This is a genomic window from Opitutus sp. GAS368 (genome assembly GCF_900104925.1).
Classification (GTDB): domain Bacteria; phylum Verrucomicrobiota; class Verrucomicrobiia; order Opitutales; family Opitutaceae; genus Lacunisphaera.
Genome location: NZ_LT629735.1, coordinates 2,313,003 through 2,329,498 on the forward strand (window position 1 = coordinate 2,313,003; position 16,496 = coordinate 2,329,498).

The 16,496-nt window shown below is 66.5% G+C and carries 16 protein-coding genes; 12 read left to right on the top strand and 4 right to left on the bottom strand.

The features are described 5' to 3' along the window. Positions 1 to 82 precede the first annotated feature (82 nt). A complete protein-coding gene (locus tag BLU29_RS09965; RefSeq protein WP_157693764.1) occupies positions 83 to 556 on the top strand; it encodes a DUF4864 domain-containing protein in 474 nt (157 codons plus the stop codon). Between the two features lie 347 nt (positions 557 to 903). Here the strand turns inward: BLU29_RS09965 and BLU29_RS09970 are convergent, their stop codons facing one another. Further along, complete coding sequence (locus BLU29_RS09970) at positions 904 to 2,397, bottom strand: peptide MFS transporter (RefSeq protein WP_091057330.1); 1,494 nt, start codon at positions 2,395 to 2,397, stop codon at positions 904 to 906. 173 nt (positions 2,398 to 2,570) lie between these two features. Between BLU29_RS09970 and BLU29_RS09975 the strand changes: the two genes are divergently transcribed. After that, the gene (locus BLU29_RS09975; protein WP_157693765.1) at positions 2,571 to 3,446 is read left to right on the top strand and encodes an alpha/beta hydrolase-fold protein; all 876 of its coding nucleotides are present in this window, start codon (positions 2,571 to 2,573) and stop codon (positions 3,444 to 3,446) included. Here the strand turns inward: BLU29_RS09975 and BLU29_RS09980 are convergent. Together BLU29_RS09980 and BLU29_RS09985 are read right to left on the bottom strand one after the other, a co-directional pair. Continuing rightward, positions 3,443 to 3,940 (bottom strand): S24 family peptidase, encoded by a 498-nt coding sequence (locus BLU29_RS09980; RefSeq protein ID WP_157693766.1) that lies wholly within the window; start codon positions 3,938 to 3,940, stop codon positions 3,443 to 3,445. The two genes, BLU29_RS09975 and BLU29_RS09980, sit on opposite strands and share 4 nt — an antisense overlap. Positions 3,941 to 4,219: 279 nt before the next feature. Then, a complete protein-coding gene (locus BLU29_RS09985) occupies positions 4,220 to 6,340 on the bottom strand; it encodes a TonB-dependent siderophore receptor (RefSeq protein ID WP_157693767.1) in 2,121 nt (706 codons plus the stop codon). A gap of 389 nt (positions 6,341 to 6,729) precedes the next feature. On the opposite strand from BLU29_RS09985, the gene aroB reads away from it, so the two are divergent. From aroB to BLU29_RS10035, 10 genes are all read left to right on the top strand, one after another. Continuing rightward, positions 6,730 to 7,815 (top strand): 3-dehydroquinate synthase, encoded by a 1,086-nt coding sequence (aroB, locus tag BLU29_RS09990; protein WP_091057337.1) that lies wholly within the window; start codon positions 6,730 to 6,732, stop codon positions 7,813 to 7,815. A 44-nt stretch (positions 7,816 to 7,859) separates the two neighbouring features. Beyond that, a complete protein-coding gene (locus BLU29_RS09995) occupies positions 7,860 to 8,501 on the top strand; it encodes a hypothetical protein (RefSeq protein WP_091057340.1) in 642 nt (213 codons plus the stop codon). After that, positions 8,498 to 9,244: an acyl-ACP--UDP-N-acetylglucosamine O-acyltransferase gene (lpxA, locus tag BLU29_RS10000; RefSeq protein WP_091057343.1), complete on the top strand. Its 747-nt coding sequence runs from the start codon at positions 8,498 to 8,500 to the stop codon at positions 9,242 to 9,244. Before BLU29_RS09995 ends, lpxA begins: the two co-directional genes overlap by 4 nt. Before the next feature lie 81 nt (positions 9,245 to 9,325). Continuing rightward, on the top strand, positions 9,326 to 10,246 hold the full coding sequence (gene pdxA / locus BLU29_RS10005) for a 4-hydroxythreonine-4-phosphate dehydrogenase PdxA (protein ID WP_091057345.1): 921 nt from the start codon (positions 9,326 to 9,328) through the stop codon (positions 10,244 to 10,246). Between the two features lie 26 nt (positions 10,247 to 10,272). After that, positions 10,273 to 10,635, top strand: coding sequence for an iron-sulfur cluster assembly accessory protein (locus tag BLU29_RS10010; protein ID WP_172830311.1), 363 nt, complete (start codon positions 10,273 to 10,275; stop codon positions 10,633 to 10,635). A gap of 170 nt (positions 10,636 to 10,805) precedes the next feature. Continuing rightward, entirely contained in the window at positions 10,806 to 11,462 is a 657-nt protein-coding gene (gene infC / locus BLU29_RS10015) for a translation initiation factor IF-3 (RefSeq protein ID WP_091057350.1), read from the top strand. A gap of 16 nt (positions 11,463 to 11,478) precedes the next feature. Next, positions 11,479 to 12,675: an N-acetylmuramoyl-L-alanine amidase gene (locus BLU29_RS10020; RefSeq protein WP_091057352.1), complete on the top strand. Its 1,197-nt coding sequence runs from the start codon at positions 11,479 to 11,481 to the stop codon at positions 12,673 to 12,675. A gap of 9 nt (positions 12,676 to 12,684) precedes the next feature. Beyond that, positions 12,685 to 13,725 (top strand): hypothetical protein, encoded by a 1,041-nt coding sequence (locus tag BLU29_RS10025; protein ID WP_091057355.1) that lies wholly within the window; start codon positions 12,685 to 12,687, stop codon positions 13,723 to 13,725. After that, positions 13,722 to 14,093: a fluoride efflux transporter CrcB gene (gene crcB, locus BLU29_RS10030; protein ID WP_231962211.1), complete on the top strand. Its 372-nt coding sequence runs from the start codon at positions 13,722 to 13,724 to the stop codon at positions 14,091 to 14,093. The genes BLU29_RS10025 and crcB overlap by 4 nt, the downstream gene beginning before the upstream one ends. After that, positions 14,090 to 15,700 carry a TIGR03790 family protein gene (locus BLU29_RS10035; protein WP_091057357.1) on the top strand — a complete coding sequence of 537 codons (1,611 nt, stop codon included), beginning with the start codon at positions 14,090 to 14,092 and terminating at the stop codon, positions 15,698 to 15,700. The genes crcB and BLU29_RS10035 overlap by 4 nt, the downstream gene beginning before the upstream one ends. Positions 15,701 to 15,812: 112 nt before the next feature. On the opposite strand, the gene BLU29_RS10040 is transcribed toward BLU29_RS10035, so the two are convergent. Continuing rightward, on the bottom strand, positions 15,813 to 16,463 hold the full coding sequence (locus BLU29_RS10040; protein ID WP_091057360.1) for an ATP-dependent Clp protease proteolytic subunit: 651 nt from the start codon (positions 16,461 to 16,463) through the stop codon (positions 15,813 to 15,815). Positions 16,464 to 16,496: the final 33 nt, after the last annotated feature.

The window sequence follows — 16,496 nt, forward strand, 5'->3', positions numbered from 1 at the left end:
TACATGGATGAACCCGGATCAATCAACGAAGTGTCATTCTGAGCGCAGCGAAGTACCGAGCGGAGCGACATCCTCATGGAGAATGATATCCGCCAGCGGCCGTGCTGCGGGATTCTTCGCTGCGCTCAGAATGACGGTTGCGGGGGTCGGGCTGTTGATCGGGCTTTTCGTTCACGCCGCGGAGCCGGAGATGCGGCTGAGTCCGAAGAAGGTGCGCGACGAAGTCCGCACGGTCGTGGAGGCGCAGCTGGCGGCGCTGCAGGCGGGCGATTTTGCGACGGCGTATGACTTCGCCGCGCGCGGCATCAAGCGGCAGTTCGACGCGCGGCTGTTTGCCGCGATGATCCGGCGCGGCTATGGAGCCCTGCTGAAGCCGGACCGGACCGACCTGGGCGTGGTGCGCGACGATGGTGAGGGGACGGCCCAGGTCAGCGTGATCGCGACCGACCGGCAGAAGCGCAGCACCATTTACCGTTACTGGCTGGTGAAGGAGGATGACGTCTGGCGCATCAGCGGCGTGATGCTGGAGCAGCGGCCGCCGCGCGGAGATATCTAGCCCGGGAGCCCCGTTGCCCTGGGAACGTACGGCCAACCGGGCGATCCGGCGATCCCGACTCGGAAGAATTATGGCGCAGAGCGGAGGCAATAAACGGCATCTAAAAAAGCCCACCTGAATTTAGGCTTTTTGACCGCTCTAACGCTTGCGCGACATGTGCTTGAATCCGGGTCCAGTTTTCGTGCCCGGTAGCGGGTGCGAGAGGTGACCAAAAGGGCTCGCGTGTGCCTGACTGGCCCGTTGTGCGCGCGCGAGCCCGACCTTTTGTTGTGGTAAATTGCAGTGTTAGTGCAGAAGGCGCGGCGACCCAGCCGCGCCTTCTGCATGCCGGGCAGAGACCATCGGGGTCAAAGCACGCCACCCATGCGGCGGCGCACCCACGGCACGAGCGCCAGAAAGATGCCCGCGACGATGAAGACCGCGAGCGACTGCTGGCCGAAGAACCGGTCGAGATGCGACGCGTCGCCCTCGCCAAACGCGGTGGAGAGCACGCCGGCGAACTTGTTGCCGAACGCCGCGCCGAGGAACCAGATGCCCATCATCGCGCCGACCAGGTGCCGGGGGGACAGCTTGGTGAACGTGCTCAGGCCGACGGGGCTCAGGCACATTTCGCCGATGGTCTGCAGGAAGTAGAGCCCGAACAGCCACAGCGGGCTGACGCGGCCTTCGACCGCCAGCTTGGCCGCCGGCACCATCAGGGTGAAGGCGGAGGCGAGGAAGGCGAGGCCGATGGTGAACTTCATCGGGCTCGACGGCTGCTTGGCGCCGAGTCTGGTCCAGAGGAACGCGAAGACCGGCGCGAGCGCGACGACGAAGAAAGGGTTGGCGGCCTGATACCAGGAGGAAGGCACCTCGAAGCCGAAAATGTGCGTGGCCGTGAAGCGGTCGGCAAACAGGTTGAGCGAGGTGCCGGCCTGTTCGAACAGCGCCCAGAAGATGAAAGCGCCGATGAAAAAGTAGAACACGGCGCCGAGCCGGCGCAGCTCTTCCTGCTTGGAATAGCCGAACCACAGCATGACGGCGATGGGGGTCAGGATGAAGAGATAGCGGATCCAGGTGAAACCCTCGCGGTCGGACAGCCACACGATGCCCCACAGGCCGATGGCCCCGAGCAGCATGACGGCGGGCTTTTGCCATGAACCGGCCGTGCGCACCGGCGGCGTGCCGACCTGCTTGAGGCCGTCGCCGAACAGGATGAAGATCACCAGGCCCAGCACCATGCCGACGCCGGCGGCGGCGAAGCCCCAGTGCCAGGAGTGGTCGGGGTTGAGGCCCCAGGAGGCGAGCATGGCCTTGAACCGGCTGTGCTGCGCCAGGAAGCCGGTGATGATCGGGGCGGTCATCGACCCGAGGTTGATGCCCATGTAGAAGATCGAGAAGCCCGCGTCGCGGCGCGTGTCGCCGGGCGCGTAGAGCTGGCCGACCATCGCGCTGATGTTCGGCTTGAGCAGGCCGGTGCCGATCACCACCAGCAGGAGGCCGAGGTAGAACGTCGCCTCGCTGGGGAACGCCATCGAGAAATGGCCGCACGCGATGAAGAGGCCGCCCACGATCACGGCCATCCGGGCGCCGAGGATGTTGTCGGCGATGCTGCCGCCCGGAATGGACATCATGTAGACGGAAAACACGTAGGTGCCGTAGATCAGCGAGGCCTTCTCGACCGTGTAACCAAACCCGGCGCTCGCGACGGGCAGGGTCATGAACAGCGTGAGCAGGGCCCGCATGCCGTAGTAGGAGAAACGCTCCCACCCCTCGGCGAAGAACAGCGTGAACAACGGACGGGGGTGGCCCAGGAACTCGCCATGCACCGATGGGGCCCCGGGGACAGGGGATTGATTCATGCGGGCGGATTCGGGCAATGTTTATGACAAAGGGCAAGCTTCCGCCTTCGCCCGATAGGCTGCGGCGCAACAAGCCGCCCTGCCGGGCTGGGTTCGTGCGGAATGGACAAGCGCACCGAGGCTCACCAAACCTGCGGTATGTTCGTGGTCTCCACCCATTCCTTCTTCGTTGCATGAGCGCGGCGCCTCGCTGGTGGCGGCGCCGGCCGCCGGCCCGCACGGTGACCGAACGGAGCAAACCGCTCGCGGTGCGCGGCCTGGCGCCGCGGCGCGTGACGGTTTATCTGCCGCCTGGCTATGACCCGGCGCGGCCGCAGCCTTACCCGCTCCTGGTGGCGCTCGACGGACAGACCATGCCGCAGTGGCGGCTGGCGGAAACGCTCGACGAGCTCGTCGGGGCCCGGGCGATCGAGCCGGTCGTGGTGGCGGCGGTGCCGGCCTCGTCCGAGCGCATCGAGGAATACGGCACGGCCGGGCAACTGGACTTTGCCGGCCGCGGGCGGCACGCGAAGGCGTTTCAGGATCTGCTGATGGGCGAGGTGCTGCCGTGGCTGCGCGAAAATCATCCGGTGGCGACGGACGCGGCCCGCACCGGGATTTATGGGGCGTCGATGGGCGGACTGGGCGCGCTCGATGTGGCGTGGCGCCGGCCGCAGGTGTTCGGGTTCGCCGGGATCTTCTCCGGCTCGCTGTGGTGGCGCGCCGACAACTCCAGCGTAGCCGCGCAACAGGCGAGCCGGATCGCCCACCGGCGGGTGCGCGAAACCAAGGCCCGGCCGGCATTGCGCCTGTGGTTCCAGGCCGGCACGCGCGACGAGACCGCGGACCGCGACGGCAATGGCGTCATCGACGCCATCCAGGACACGACCGAGCTGGTCGACGAGCTGGTGATGCAGGGCTTCCGGCGCGGGGCCGATGTCGCCTACCACGAGATCGCGGGCGGCGAACACCACGAGAGCACGTGGGCCCGGGCGTTGCCGGAGTTTCTGCGCTGGGCGCTGCCGCCTTCGCCGGGTCTGCGGCTGACAGGGCCGCTGCGCGGGAATTAGTCGCCGAGCGCGGCGACCCGCGGGCGGGCCGGCTCCGGCAACGGCTGGAACGCGGCAATCACGACCCCCACGAGATTGGCGGCCTGCACCGGTTCCATGTCGTGGCCGTGATTGTTGAGGCCGGCGACGCGCCAGCCATCACGCGCCTTGGCCACCAGCACATGGGCGACGATCTTGTGCTCATGGTTGCGGTAGAGGACGGTCTGGCCGCGTTCGAGCAACTCAAAGGGAAACCGCTGCAGAACCATGATGGTGCCTGGGCTGTAGAGCGGCTGCATGGACTGGCCGCTGCCGACGAGCACAAAGGAATTCGGCGCATGCTCCGCAAAGGCGCTGGCGCGTTGCCAGGCGGCGGTCTCGACCAGCGGCACGGGCCGCGGCGATTTGCCGGTGAAAACCCCGCGGATCCACGGGTCATCGGTCTCCCGCGCCACGCCCGTGAGCCCGGTGCACAATAACACCCCCGCCAGGATACATGGCACGCGCCGGAGCATGCCTCCAGATTCGGCAGACCGCGGGCCATGACGAGACCGGGCTGCTAGTGTTCATCCCCCACGGGGCCGGGTGAAACACTGCGGCCGTCTGGCCTTGATCAGGCGTTGCCGAACGGAGCGGCCCGACCGGCCTCAGAGGGCGCCTAAAAAGGGGTCTGTCATTCTGAGTGAAACGAAGAATCCATCAGGAGCTGGGTGGCGCTTTGGAGGTGCGGGGCTTCAACTGGATTCTTCGCTGCGCTCAGAATGACAGGTATCGTAGGCTTTTTAGACGCTCTCTCAGAAGCTCGTGCGCAGCATGACGCGAACGGCCAGCGGCGAGCCCGGCGAGATGTTCGTGTTGCTGTCCGCGTTGATGTAATATTTCCGATCGAGCAGGTTCTCGACGTTGGCCTGCAGGTGCCACATGGGGCTGAGGGCGTAATAAACGGCCGCATCGACCCGGGTGTAACCCGGCACCGTGACCGTGTTGTCCACCGCTGCGAACATGGCGGAGCGATAGATGACACCGAGCCCGACGCCCAGCGGCGGGAGGAGCTGATATTTGTTCCACAGGGAGAAATTGTGGCGGGGCACCTGGGCGACCTGGGCGCCGGCCGGCGCGGCCGTGGTGGCGCTGCGGATGGAGGCGTCCTGATACGCGTAGCCGCCCGTCACGCTCCAATCCTTGGTGAGGCTGCCGGTCAGGCCGAACTCATAGCCGTTGGTGCGGGTGCGGCCCGTCTGGATGATGCGGGTCGGATCGGCGGAGTCGGTCGCGCGGGTGTTGGTGCGATCCAGCCGGTAGACCGCGGCGGTCGCGGAGAACTGCAGGTTGATCTCCCACTTGGCGCCGAGTTCGTAGTTGGTGAATTTTTCCGGCTTCACCTGCTGGGTGATGGTGGTCAGCGACGAGAACTGGTCGCCGGAACTGGGCAGATAGGACACGCTGTAGTTGGCGTAGAGGGAAGCCTGGGCGACGGGCTTGTAGATGACGCCGGCGCGCGGGGAAACGAGGTCATCTTTCCGGCTCAGGTTGTCGCCATTCCGGTTGTTGCGGTATTCCAGATCGAAGGAGTCGAACCGGAGGCCGACAATGGCCTGCCATTCGCGGGAGAACTCGATCTGGTCCTGGGCATAGATGGCGGCCAGACCGGTGTTGAGGTGGTTGTCCGCATCGGTCGCGCTCTGGCGGTAGGTGACCGGCGTGGTGATCGTCGGCTGGTCATACGGCACCAGGAGGGAGGTGGCGGTGTTGTTGAAGAAGCCGGTATTGCGGAAATTGTCCGTCCGCTGGGTGCCCAGTTCGAGGCCGCCGAGCAGGGTGTGCTTGATGGTTCCGGTGGTGGCGGCGTAGGTCAGGTCGGTCTGGTTGAAAAGATTCTGCCGCCGGGTGGCATTGTTGTAGGCCGTCAGGGTGACCTGCGTCTGGGCGGCATTCACCGCGCCCGGGACATAATTCTGGTAGAACCGGTCGTAGTCCCCGAAGAGGGTGCGGTTGCGGATATTCAGGGCACCCGCCTGGTGCTCGACGGTGGCCGACAGGAAATTCACCGAGGCGCGCACGTGGCTGTCTGCGGGATTGCCGTAGAAGGTGTCGATGGGCACGTCCGCCGGCCGGCCCTGGAAGGATGTGATGCCGCGGTCGGCGGTGCGGACATCGTGCAGGTGCTCATAGGAGAAAGTGAGCCTGGTGGCCGGGGCCGGCACAAAGGTGAGCGTCGGGTTGATGGCCGAACGCTTGAGCTCGACGGAATTCCGGAAGCTCGCGGAATCCTCATAAAGTGCATTGAGCCGGAAGGCGGTCCGGTCGCTCAGGGGTTCGTTCACGTCGACCGTCGCGCGCTTGTTGTCGTGGGAGCCAGCCTGGAGCGTGATCTCGCGGATGGGCGTGAAGCCGGCTACCTTGAGCACGCGGTTGATCAGGCCGCCGCCGCCGCCCCGGCCGAAGAGCATGGCATTGGGTCCGCGCAGGACTTCCACGCGGCTGAGATTGTAGAGGTCGCGGTAGTATTGAACGTCGTCTCGGACGCCGTTGAGGAAAAAGTCGGCGGAGGAACTGTTGCCGCGAAAGACGATCTGATCGCGGTTGTTTTCGCCCTGGTGGGCGGTGATGCCGGGCACATAGCGCACCACGTCGCCCAGGCTCAGCATTTGCTGATCCTTGATCTGCTGTTCCGTCACGATGGTGATGGACTGGGGCACATCGAGCAGCGGGGTGTTGGTCTTGGTGGCGGTGAGGCTCTCCTGGACCCTGTAGTTTTTCGATTCAACCCGCTCGCCGATGACCGCCATGTTCTCGAGTTTGAGTGTTCCGTCGGCCGTATCGTCGGCGGCGGCGTTCGTGGCTTCGCCGGCCCGGGCGAGGGCAGTCGAGGCCAGCGCCGCGCAGGCCAGCGCCAGCAAGGGCAGGCGCGGCATCTTGGAACGAGATTGGGTCTCAGTGATTTGACGTGGGTTTTGCATGGATGGAAAGGGGTTCAACCTGCCGCCGGCCTGGGCCGGTGGTTTCCTTAAACCGCACACATTGCTGGCCTAGCCCGGGGAACGTGACGGCGGCAGGTTGAAAATCAGGTCAGGTGTAGAAGGAGGACGAAGGTCACCACGACGCCGACGGCCAACAGGGCCTGAAGGGAGAAGCGGAGATCGGCACTTCGGGCGGAATTAATCGTGTGGTTGCGCTTCACTGGGAGTGAGTTGATATGAATATGAGACGCATTATCATGTCAATAGCTTGTTTGAGAGTGTGTCTCATATGACATGTGATAACGAGCATTGACCTGTGCAAGTAGCTGGCTTTTAACGACTCCATGACGGACGGGCTCACAGTCGAATTGGGGTCGAGAAGTTACCCGATTCATTTCTCGCGCAATGCCAGTGCGGCCATTCAGCAAGACTTGGCGGAGGCAACGGCCAAGGGGCAGCAGTCTGTGCTTCTGACCGATGGCGGCGTGGCCCAAGCCCAAGGCGAATTTTTATCCAAAAGCTTCGGTGCGATCCCGCGTCTGACCGTCAATGCCGGGGAGAAAGCCAAATCCCTGGAGAGCCTCGGACGGGTACATGATTTTCTGGCCGCCAATAAAATCAACCGCCAGGGCGTGTTGTGGGTGGTCGGTGGCGGGGTGATGGGCGATCTCGGCGGTTTCGCCGCCGCCACCTACCTGCGCGGCATCCAGTATGTGCAGGTGCCGACGACACTGCTGGCCATGGTCGACAGCTCGGTCGGCGGCAAGACGGGCATCAATCTCGCGGCCGGCAAAAATCTCGTCGGCGCCTTTTATCACCCGCAGGCGGTGCACATCGCCACGGATTTCCTCGCGACGCTGCCGCCGCGCGAGTTTGCCGCTGGCATGGCGGAGGTCATCAAATACGGCCTGCTCGGCGATGCGGCGCTCCAGGCGCAGTTGGAAGGAACCGTGCTGACTCCCGCGCACGCCGGGCTGCCGGCCGTCATCCGCCGCTGCTGCCAGCTCAAGGCGGACATCGTGCGCGCGGACGAACAGGAGCTGGCGGCCGAGGGCGGCCGGGCCCTGCTGAACCTCGGGCACACTTTCGGCCACGCCATCGAGCAGGTCACGGGCTACACCGCCTACCTGCATGGCGAGGCCGTCGGAGTCGGCCTCGCGGCGGCGGGGCGGCTTTCGCAGAAACTTGGACTGATCACCGCCGCCGAGGTCGCCCGGATCGACCGCGTGCTCGCGGCCTACCAGTTGCCGGGGCGGTTGCGCGCCGCGCTGTCCGTGGCGGAGCTGCAGGCCGCCACGGCGCGCGACAAGAAGAACCGCGCGGACGGCGTGCGCTTCGTGGTGCTCAACGCCTTGGGCGCGGCGGCGACCCGGTCCGGCATCCCGCCGGCGACAGTCGAGGCGGTCTGGCGCGAGCTGGGCGCGGTCTAGATTTGGGGTGCTATCCCGGCGCAAATAGCTAAGTTGACCGACCCATGTCAGCCATCGACGAAGGCATCGTCCGCGAGTATTTCGAGCAAAACGGTTTTCTCGTGCGGCAGGTGCGCAAATACCAGGTGCAGTCCCGCCGCAAGACGGGCGACGAGGAAGTGGACCTCGTGGTCTACAACCCCGCCTACAAGCGCAGCCCGCGCCGGCCGGAGTTTTTCCTGTTCGCCAACGAGCTGGCCTACATCCACCGCGCCATCGTCGTGGTGAAGGGCTGGCACACCGGGCGCTTCACGCCGAACATGCTGAAGAGCAGCCCCGAGATCTTCCGCTTCCTGGAGGAGAACGTACTCAAGGAGGTCACGCGCTTTTTCCCGGTGGACGCCGAGGAACCGGGCAACGCCCCCGATGTCACGAAAATCCTCGTGCTGCCGAGTCTGCCCACCGCCGAGCCTTTCCGCTCCCAGAGCGTGGCCATGCTCAAGGAGCACGGGGTTGACGGCATCATTTCATTCCGCTCCATGCTGCTCGACATCATCGAGCGCGTGGAAATCAACAAGAGCTACGGCAAGTCCGACACGCTGCAGGTCATCCGCATCCTGAAGAACTATGACCTGCTGAAGGACGCGCAGCTTGACCTGCTGGCGGAGCGCCAGCCCGGCCAGCGGCGCAACAACCCGAAGGCATGAGCATCCATCCCGCCGCGATCGTCGAGGACGGCGCCCGGCTCGGCGTGGGTTGCGTGCTGCACGCCCATGCCGTCATCCGGCGGCACACGGTGCTCGGCGACGGCGTCGTGGTGCACCCCTTCGCCGTGGTGGGCGGCGACCCGCAGTATCTGAAATTCGATCCGGCGACGGCCTCGGGGGTGCGCGTCGGGGCGGGCACGGTGATCCGCGAGTACGTCACGATCAACCGTTCCATCCAGGCCGGCAAGGACACGGTCGTCGGCGCCCGGTGCTTTCTCATGGCGGGTTCGCACGCCGGGCACGACTGCGAGCTGGCCGACGATGTCGTGCTGGCGAACAACGTCATGCTCGCCGGCCATGTCACGGTCGGCAGTTTCACCTTTGTCGGGGGCGGCGCGGGCATCCACCAGTTCGTCCGCATCGGCGAGGGCGTGATGGTGGGCGGGCTCACCCGGCTGACCAAGGACGTGGCGCCGTTCCTCCTGGTCGCCGAGCGCGACGAGGTGCCGGGATTCAACGTGGTCGGTCTCAAGCGCCGCGGCTTCGGCCGCCCGACCATCGGCGAACTCAAGGACTGCTACCGGGCGGTCTTTGCCGGCGGAGATCCGCGCAAGGCGGCGGCGGCCCGGCTCGCGGCGGGAGTCACCAGCGCCGAGGCCCGGCGCTTCCTGGAATTCTTTGCCGCGGGCAAACGCGGCTTTGCCCGGCCGGCGGCGGGAGGAGAATCATCCGATGAGGAGTGATTCTGAAGGTGGAACCCGGCCTCTGGACGGGTTTTTTCATGCGGACATCCTGAAAACGCGTCCGGAGGCCACGTTCCACCCATGACGCCGCTGGCTATCACCTGCGGCGATCCCGCCGGCGTTGGGCCGGAGATCATCGCGCAGTGGCTCGCCGCCCATCCCGGCGAGGTGGCGGAGGTCGCCGTCATCGGCCCGGCGAATTGGCTCGCGACACTGCCGGCGGCGGGCGCGAAGATTGCCGTGGGACTCGAGGAATTTGTCACGAAGCCCGGCCAGCCCGACGGCGAGGGTGCACTGGTCGCCTGGGCCGCCATGGAACGCGCGGCGGCGGGCTGCAAGTCCGGCGAGTTTTCCGGTGTCGTGACCGGGCCCGTCAGCAAGGCCGCGCTGGCAAAGATCGGCTACGAATTTCCCGGCCAGACGGAATTCTTCGCGGCGAAGTGGGGTGGCGACCCGGTCATGGCCTTCTGCGGCGGGAAACTGCGCGTCGTGCTTGCGACGTGGCACGTGCCGCTCCACCAGGTCGCGCGCCTGCTCGGCCCGCATCTCCTGCACCGCACGGTGGCGGCGGCGAACGCCCTGGCTCGCGCCGAGGGCATCGTCGCGCCGCGCATCGGCGTGTGTGGACTCAATCCGCACGCCGGCGAGGGCGGCCTGCTCGGCTACGAGGAAAGGGACCTGCTCGATCCCGCGCTCGCGCACCTGCGCGCCGAGTTTCCCGGGCTTTCGGCCTGCCAGCCGGGCGACACCCTGTTCGCCCGCGCGCTGCGCGGCGAGTTCGACGTGGTGGTGGCGCTTTATCACGACCAGGGGCTCGCGCCGCTCAAGGCGGTCGATTTCGACGAGGCGGTGAACGTCACGCTCGGCCTGCCCTTCGTGCGCACCAGCCCGGACCACGGCACGGCCTACGGGATCGCGGGGCAGGGGAAGGCCAGCCCGCGCAGTTTTGCCAACGCCGTCACCGTGGCGCGGCGCTTGATAAAATCCCGTTCCGGCGCATGAGTGTCGGCGTGTCCACCACCGCCACCATGCCACCGCTGCCCGAAGGCGTCCGCGAGGGCGGCGAGCAGCTCGTCCGCCTCACGGCCGAGGCGGGGGCCAAGGTCGCCGCGCTCATCGCGCGCGAGCAACAGGGCGATTTTCTGCGCATCGCGATCACCGGCGGCGGGTGCAACGGCCTCAGCTACAAGCTGAAGTTCACGCCCGAGTTGCGCCGGGGCGACATCCTGGTGCGCTCGGCGGGGGTGCCGGTGGCCGTGGACCCCAAGACGGCGCTTTACCTGAAGGGCACAGTGCTGGATTACTCGGGCAAGATGGTCGCGGGCGGGTTCAAGTTCTCGAACCCCAACGCCAAGGCCAGTTGTTCCTGCGGGGAAAGCTTTAGCGTATGATCAAGCGTGGCCGACCGGACCAATGGACGAGTCAGTTGCTGCTCATGCGGGGACGGTTTCAGCGCCTGAAAAGGCCGTTTTTCGCCTCTCAATAATAGGTGTTGTCATCACCCGCGTTAGAGGCAAAAACAGCCCCCCGACCAACCTGACCAGCAATCCCTCCCACCTGAATGGCACTATCTTCTCCTTCGCCCGGCGGCCGCCCCCCCTATAACCGCGACAACCGTCGCAACAACGATCCCTTCGCCGCCATCCGCCGTAACATGCGGATCAAGTCGCCCCAGGTCCGCGTCATCAGTCCCGAAGGCCGCCAGTTGGGCATCATGGACACGCAGAAGGCCATCGCCCTCGCGCTGCAGTTCAACCTCGACCTCGTGGAGGTCGCCGCCGCCGCCACCCCGCCGGTGTGCCGCATCATGGATTTTGGCAAATACGTCTACGAGGAGCAGAAGAAGCACGCCCACAGCAAGCCGGCCGGCGCCAAGCTCAAGGAAATCGAATTCACCGTCCGCATCGAGAAAGGCGACTTCAACACCAAGGTCCGCCATGCCGAGGAGTTTCTCGACCACGGCAACAAGGTGAAGCTCCGCCTCAAGTTCCGCGGCCGCGAGATGGCGCACACCGAGATGGGCTTCGAGGTCATGAAGCGCGCGCTGACCGACCTTGAGACCATGGGCACACCCGATTCGCCACCGAAGCTGAGCGGCAAGCAGATCAATGTCATGCTCTCGCCGCTGCCCGTGAACAAGCGCAAGCCCAAGTTCCACGTGCGCGCGCCGAACCAGCCCACGGCTCCGGTCAGCCCGCCGCCGCCCGCCGCCCCGTAAGCCGGAGGCCGATGCCATGGCGCGGTCCTCCGCACGCGGCCTGTCGCTGCTCCTCACCTTGCTGACCGCCTGCTCGGCGCCGGCCCAGCCCCCGCCGCCTTTGCCGGGCGACCGGCTCGGACAAACACCGGCCGGCCAGCAGGCCGGAACGGTCTCCGTCGCGGCTCCCGCCAAGGCCGAACCGGCGCCGCCCCCGCCTGAACCGGTGCGCGCCGCGCCCACCCGCCCGGCCCAGCTGTGGCCTTTCACCAGGTTCCGCGGGCTCGACTACGTCGCGGTACGCGACATCGCCAAGCGCTACGGTCTCAAGGCCGCCTGGACCAAGGCGGCCATGGAGATGACGCTGAGCGACGCGCGCGGCGTGCGCTTCACTTTCAAGCGGGACGAGCGGGATTTTTATCTCGATGGCGCCCGCGTCTTCCTGGGCGATCTGACCTACCTGAGCGGCGACGACCTCTGGGTGCCCAAGCTGGATGTCATCAAGACGATCGCGCCGATCTTCGCGCCGGCCGACCACGCGGCCTTCCTGCCGGCGCCACCGAAGACCATCGTGCTGGATCCCGGCCACGGCGGGACCGACCCGGGCAAGCAGAACCTGCGGCGCAAGCTCGACGAGAAGGACATGACGCTCGACGTGGCGTCACGGTTGAAAAAACTGCTGGAAGCCCGCGGCTACCGGGTGGTCATGACGCGCACCACGGACAAGCGTTTCTCCAACAACCCGGTGGTCGACCTGCCGCTGCGCGCCGAGGTCGCCAACAAGGAGCATGCGGATCTTTTCCTCAGCATCCATTTCAACGCGGTGGACCGGGAGCCGGAGCGTGTCTCGGGCACCGAGACTTACGTGCTGACGCCCCAGTTCCAGGTTTCCACCCAGCCCGAGCAGGACAAGGCCATGGTCCAGACCCGGTATCCGGGCAACAAACAGGACATGGCCAACGCCCTGCTCGGCTACATGCTGCATCGCCAGCTCATCACCGATCTCAAGACCTCCGATCGCGGCTACAAGCGCTACCGCCTCGCCGTGCTGCGCACGTTGTCGTGCCCCGGCGTGCTGGTGGAGTCCGCCTATCTTTCCAACGACGCCGAGGCGCGGCGCGTCGCCACGCCGGAGTTCCGCCAGCAGATCGCCGAGGCGATGGCCGAGGGCGTGTCGAACTATGCCGCCGCGCTCGCGGCCTTGCGTCCCGCTCCGCCGCCGGTCAAACCCTAGGCTTCCCCCATGAAAACCACGCCGCCCGCCCGCCGCCTCGTTTTGCTGTCCGCTTTGTTCGCCGCTGTGACGGGGTCCGCCTGGGATTACGAGGGCCATCGCATGGTCAACCAGCTGGCGCTGGCCGCGCTGCCGGCGGATTTCCCGGCGTTTGTCCGCGAGCCCGCCAATGCCGCCCGCATCGCCTTCCTCGCCGGCGAGCCCGACCGCTGGCGCAACGTGCCGGACGGGGTGATGAAGCAGTCCGGCGGCAGCTGGACCGACCACTTTTGCGACCTCGAGCAGCTGCCCGCCGCCGGCCTCGACCCCGCCAAGGTGCCCTCCTTCCGTTTCGACTTCATCCTCCAGTTCGCCGCCGGTCGCGCCACGCATCGCGACAAGTTCCCGATCATCGATCCCGCGAAGAACACCGACCACACCAGCGAGTGGCCCGGGTTCGCCCCGTGGGCCATCACGGAATATTACCTGCGGCTGAAATCGGGCTTCTCTTACCTCAAGGTGTTCGAGGAACTCGGCACGCCCGACGAGGTCGCCAACGCCCGCGCCAACGTGGTCTACGTCATGGGCGTGATGGGCCACTACGTCGGCGATTGCGCCCAGCCGCTGCACACCACCGTCCACCACAACGGCTGGGTCGGCGCCAACCCGAACGGCTACACGACCTGGCCGGGCTTCCACAGCTGGATTGACGGCGGCTTTGTCGCGAAAGCCGGGCTCAAGCTCGCCGACATTGCACCGGGCATCGTTCCGGCGCAGCCGCTCGCCCTCGCCAAGCAGGCTGACGGCCGCGATCCGTTCTTCGTTGCGACCATGAATTATCTCATCGAGCAGAACAAGCTCGTCGAGCCGCTCTACGCCTTGGAGAAGAAAGGGGTGTTCAAGGCCGAAGTCGCTGCTACCAGCACCGAGGCGCAGGACTTCATCAAGGCCCGCTTCCTGACCGGCGGGCAGATGCTCGCCAGCATCTGGATCACCGCCTGGAAGAACGCCGAGGACGACAAGTATCTGCGGGCCTCCCTGATCAAGCGGGCGATCAAGAACACCCCGTGAGCGTCCTGCCGGCACTGCTCTGGGTTGCCCTCGGCGGCGCGGCCGGCTCGGTCGCCCGCGCGCTGGTGGCGCTGTCACTGCCGGGCCGTTTCCCGTGGGCCACGCTGCTCATCAACGTCCTCGGCTCGCTGCTGATTGGCTGGCTCATGGCGCGGCTCGGGCCGGTCGAGACCACGACGGGCGCCTCGATGCGCAACCTGCTCGTCACGGGTTTCTGCGGCGGCTTCACGACGTTTTCCACGTTCAGCTGGCAGACCCTCGAGCAGATGCAGAAGGGGCAGTGGGGCGCCGCCACGGCGAACGTGTTGCTGTCGGTCTCGCTCTGTCTGGTGTCGGTCTGGCTGGGTTTCCGGTTGGGCCGCGCATGAAGCGGCGCCTCCTCGTCCTTGGCCTGTTGCTCTGGACGGGCGGAGTCGCGGCGGAAACGGACCTGACGGCGCGCGTCGTCATTCTCGCCAACTCGCGCCAGCCGGAATCGGTCCGGCTCGCGGAGTTCTACGCGGAGCAGCGCGCGGTGCCCGCCGCCAACATCCTCGCCCTGCCGCTGCCCGAGGCCGAGAACATCACCTGGCGCGAGTTCATCGACCAGGTCTGGCAACCGGTGCAGGACGAACTGCTCCGGCGCGGCTGGATCGAGGGCACGACCAGCAGCCTGCTCGATAAACTGGGCCGGCGGCGCTACGCCCCGGCGAGCCACCGGATTTCCTACCTCGTCGTCTGTCGCGGCGTGCCGCTGCGCATCTACAACGACCCGACCCTGCTCGAGGAAAAGCCGGGCCGGAAGATCCCGGCGGAACTGAACAAGAACGAATCGGCGGTCGACGCGGAGCTGAGCCTGATCGCGCAGGGTGGCTACGACATCACCGCGCTGGTGCCCAATCCGCTCTTTGCCAACGACCGGCCGCCGGGGCCTGACGCCGGGATGGTGGTCAAGGTCACGCGGCTTGACGGACCGACCTGGGCGAGCGCCCGGCATCTGGTCACCGCCGCACTGGAAGCCGAGCGCACCGGGCTGCTCGGCCGCTACTATGTGGATCTCAAGGGACCGCATGCGGAGGGCGATGACTGGCTGCAGGCCACGGAGAAGCAGCTGCGGGAACTCGGTTTCGACGGCGACACGGAGTCCACCGGCGCGACCTTCGGGGCGGAGGCGCGCTTCGACGCCCCCGTGCTTTATTTCGGCTGGTATGCCGGGAACCTCAACGGCCCGTTTGCCCGCGAGGGCTTTGCCTTTCCGCCCGGCGCCGTGGCCCTGCACATCCACAGTTTCTCGGCCACGACGCTCCGTTCCGACTCAGCGGGCTGGTGCGGGCCGTTCGTGGCGCGCGGAGTGACCGCCACCGTGGGCAACGTCTTCGAGCCCTACCTGGAGTTCACCCACCGGCCCAACCTGCTGCTGCGCGCCCTGGCGCAGGGGAAGAACTTTGGTGACGCGGTGTATTACGCGCTGCCGGCGCTGAGCTGGCAGGCCGTGGCCATCGGCGACCCGCTCTACCGGCCGTTCCGGGTCCCGCTGGAGAACCAGGGTTCGGCCCCGTATGCGGTCATGCGGCGGGCGAATCTGCTGGGGCGCGAAGGGCGGAAACCGGAGGCGCTCGCCTTACTCAAGGGCGCGCTGCGCGAGCAACCCGGTCTGGCGCTGGGCCTGGCCCTTGCGAAGCTGGCGGTGGCGGAAAACGATCCGCCGGCCGCGGTGGCCGCGATTGGCTTTGCGCCGGCGCTCACCGCGATCCGGCCCGAGGACTGGCCGTTGCTGCGGGAGATGGCCGGCCTGCTGGCGGCCAACGGCGCGCGGCCGGCGGCGCTGCAGGTTTATGCGAACCTCGCCCGGGCCAAGGCGCCGACCCCGGAAGCGCTGAAGGCGTTGCTGACCGAGGCGCGCTCGACGGCGGACGCCGCCGGCGATCTGAAGCACTCGCTGGAATTCGCGCGGCAGCTCAGCGAGTTGGCGCCGCCGTCCGCGCCGGCCAAATAAAAAAGCCCGCCGGATGGCGGGCTGGATTGGAGGTGGAACCCGGCCTCCGGACGGGTTTGCCTTGGCGTGAATCCTGAAAGCGCGTCCGGAGGCCGCGCTCCACCTTTAAGGCTCAGATCTTGTCGACGATCTTGTCGGCCAGGCCGTAGGCGATGGACTCCTCGGCGTTCAGGTAGAAATCGCGGTCGGAATCCTTGGCGACCTTGTCGAACGGCTGGCCCGAGGCCGTGGCGAGGATCTGGTTCAGCTCGAGGCGGAGCTTCTCCATTTCCTTGGCCTGGATGTTGATGTCCGAGGCGGGGCCGACCATCCGGCCGGTGATGAGCGGCTGGTGGATGAGCACGCGGGCGTGCGGGTAGATGTAGCGGTTGCCCTTCTTGGCGGCGGAGAGGAGGATCGAGCCCATGGACGCGGCCATGCCGGTGACGACGATCTTCACCGGGGAGGTGATGAGCTTGATGGTGTCGTAGACCGCCATGCCGGCCGTGATCGAGCCGCCGGGCGTGTTCATGTAGAAGGTGATGTCCTTGCCCGGGCCGGTGGTCTCGAGGTAGAGCAGCTTCTCGGTGAGATCCTTGGCGGTCTCGTCGGTTACCGCGCCCCACAGGAAGATTTTCCGCTGCTCCAGGAATTTCTTCTGGATCAGGGCGCCGACCGGCGTGGCGGTGGGCTTCGGGGTGGGATCGTCGCGGTCGTCGTCCTCGTCGTCGAGACGGGGCGGGACCGGGCTCTGGTATTCGCGGGTGAGATTGTGAGCGGACATGGGGTCGAAACGTGCACCGGTCGGCCCGTTTTG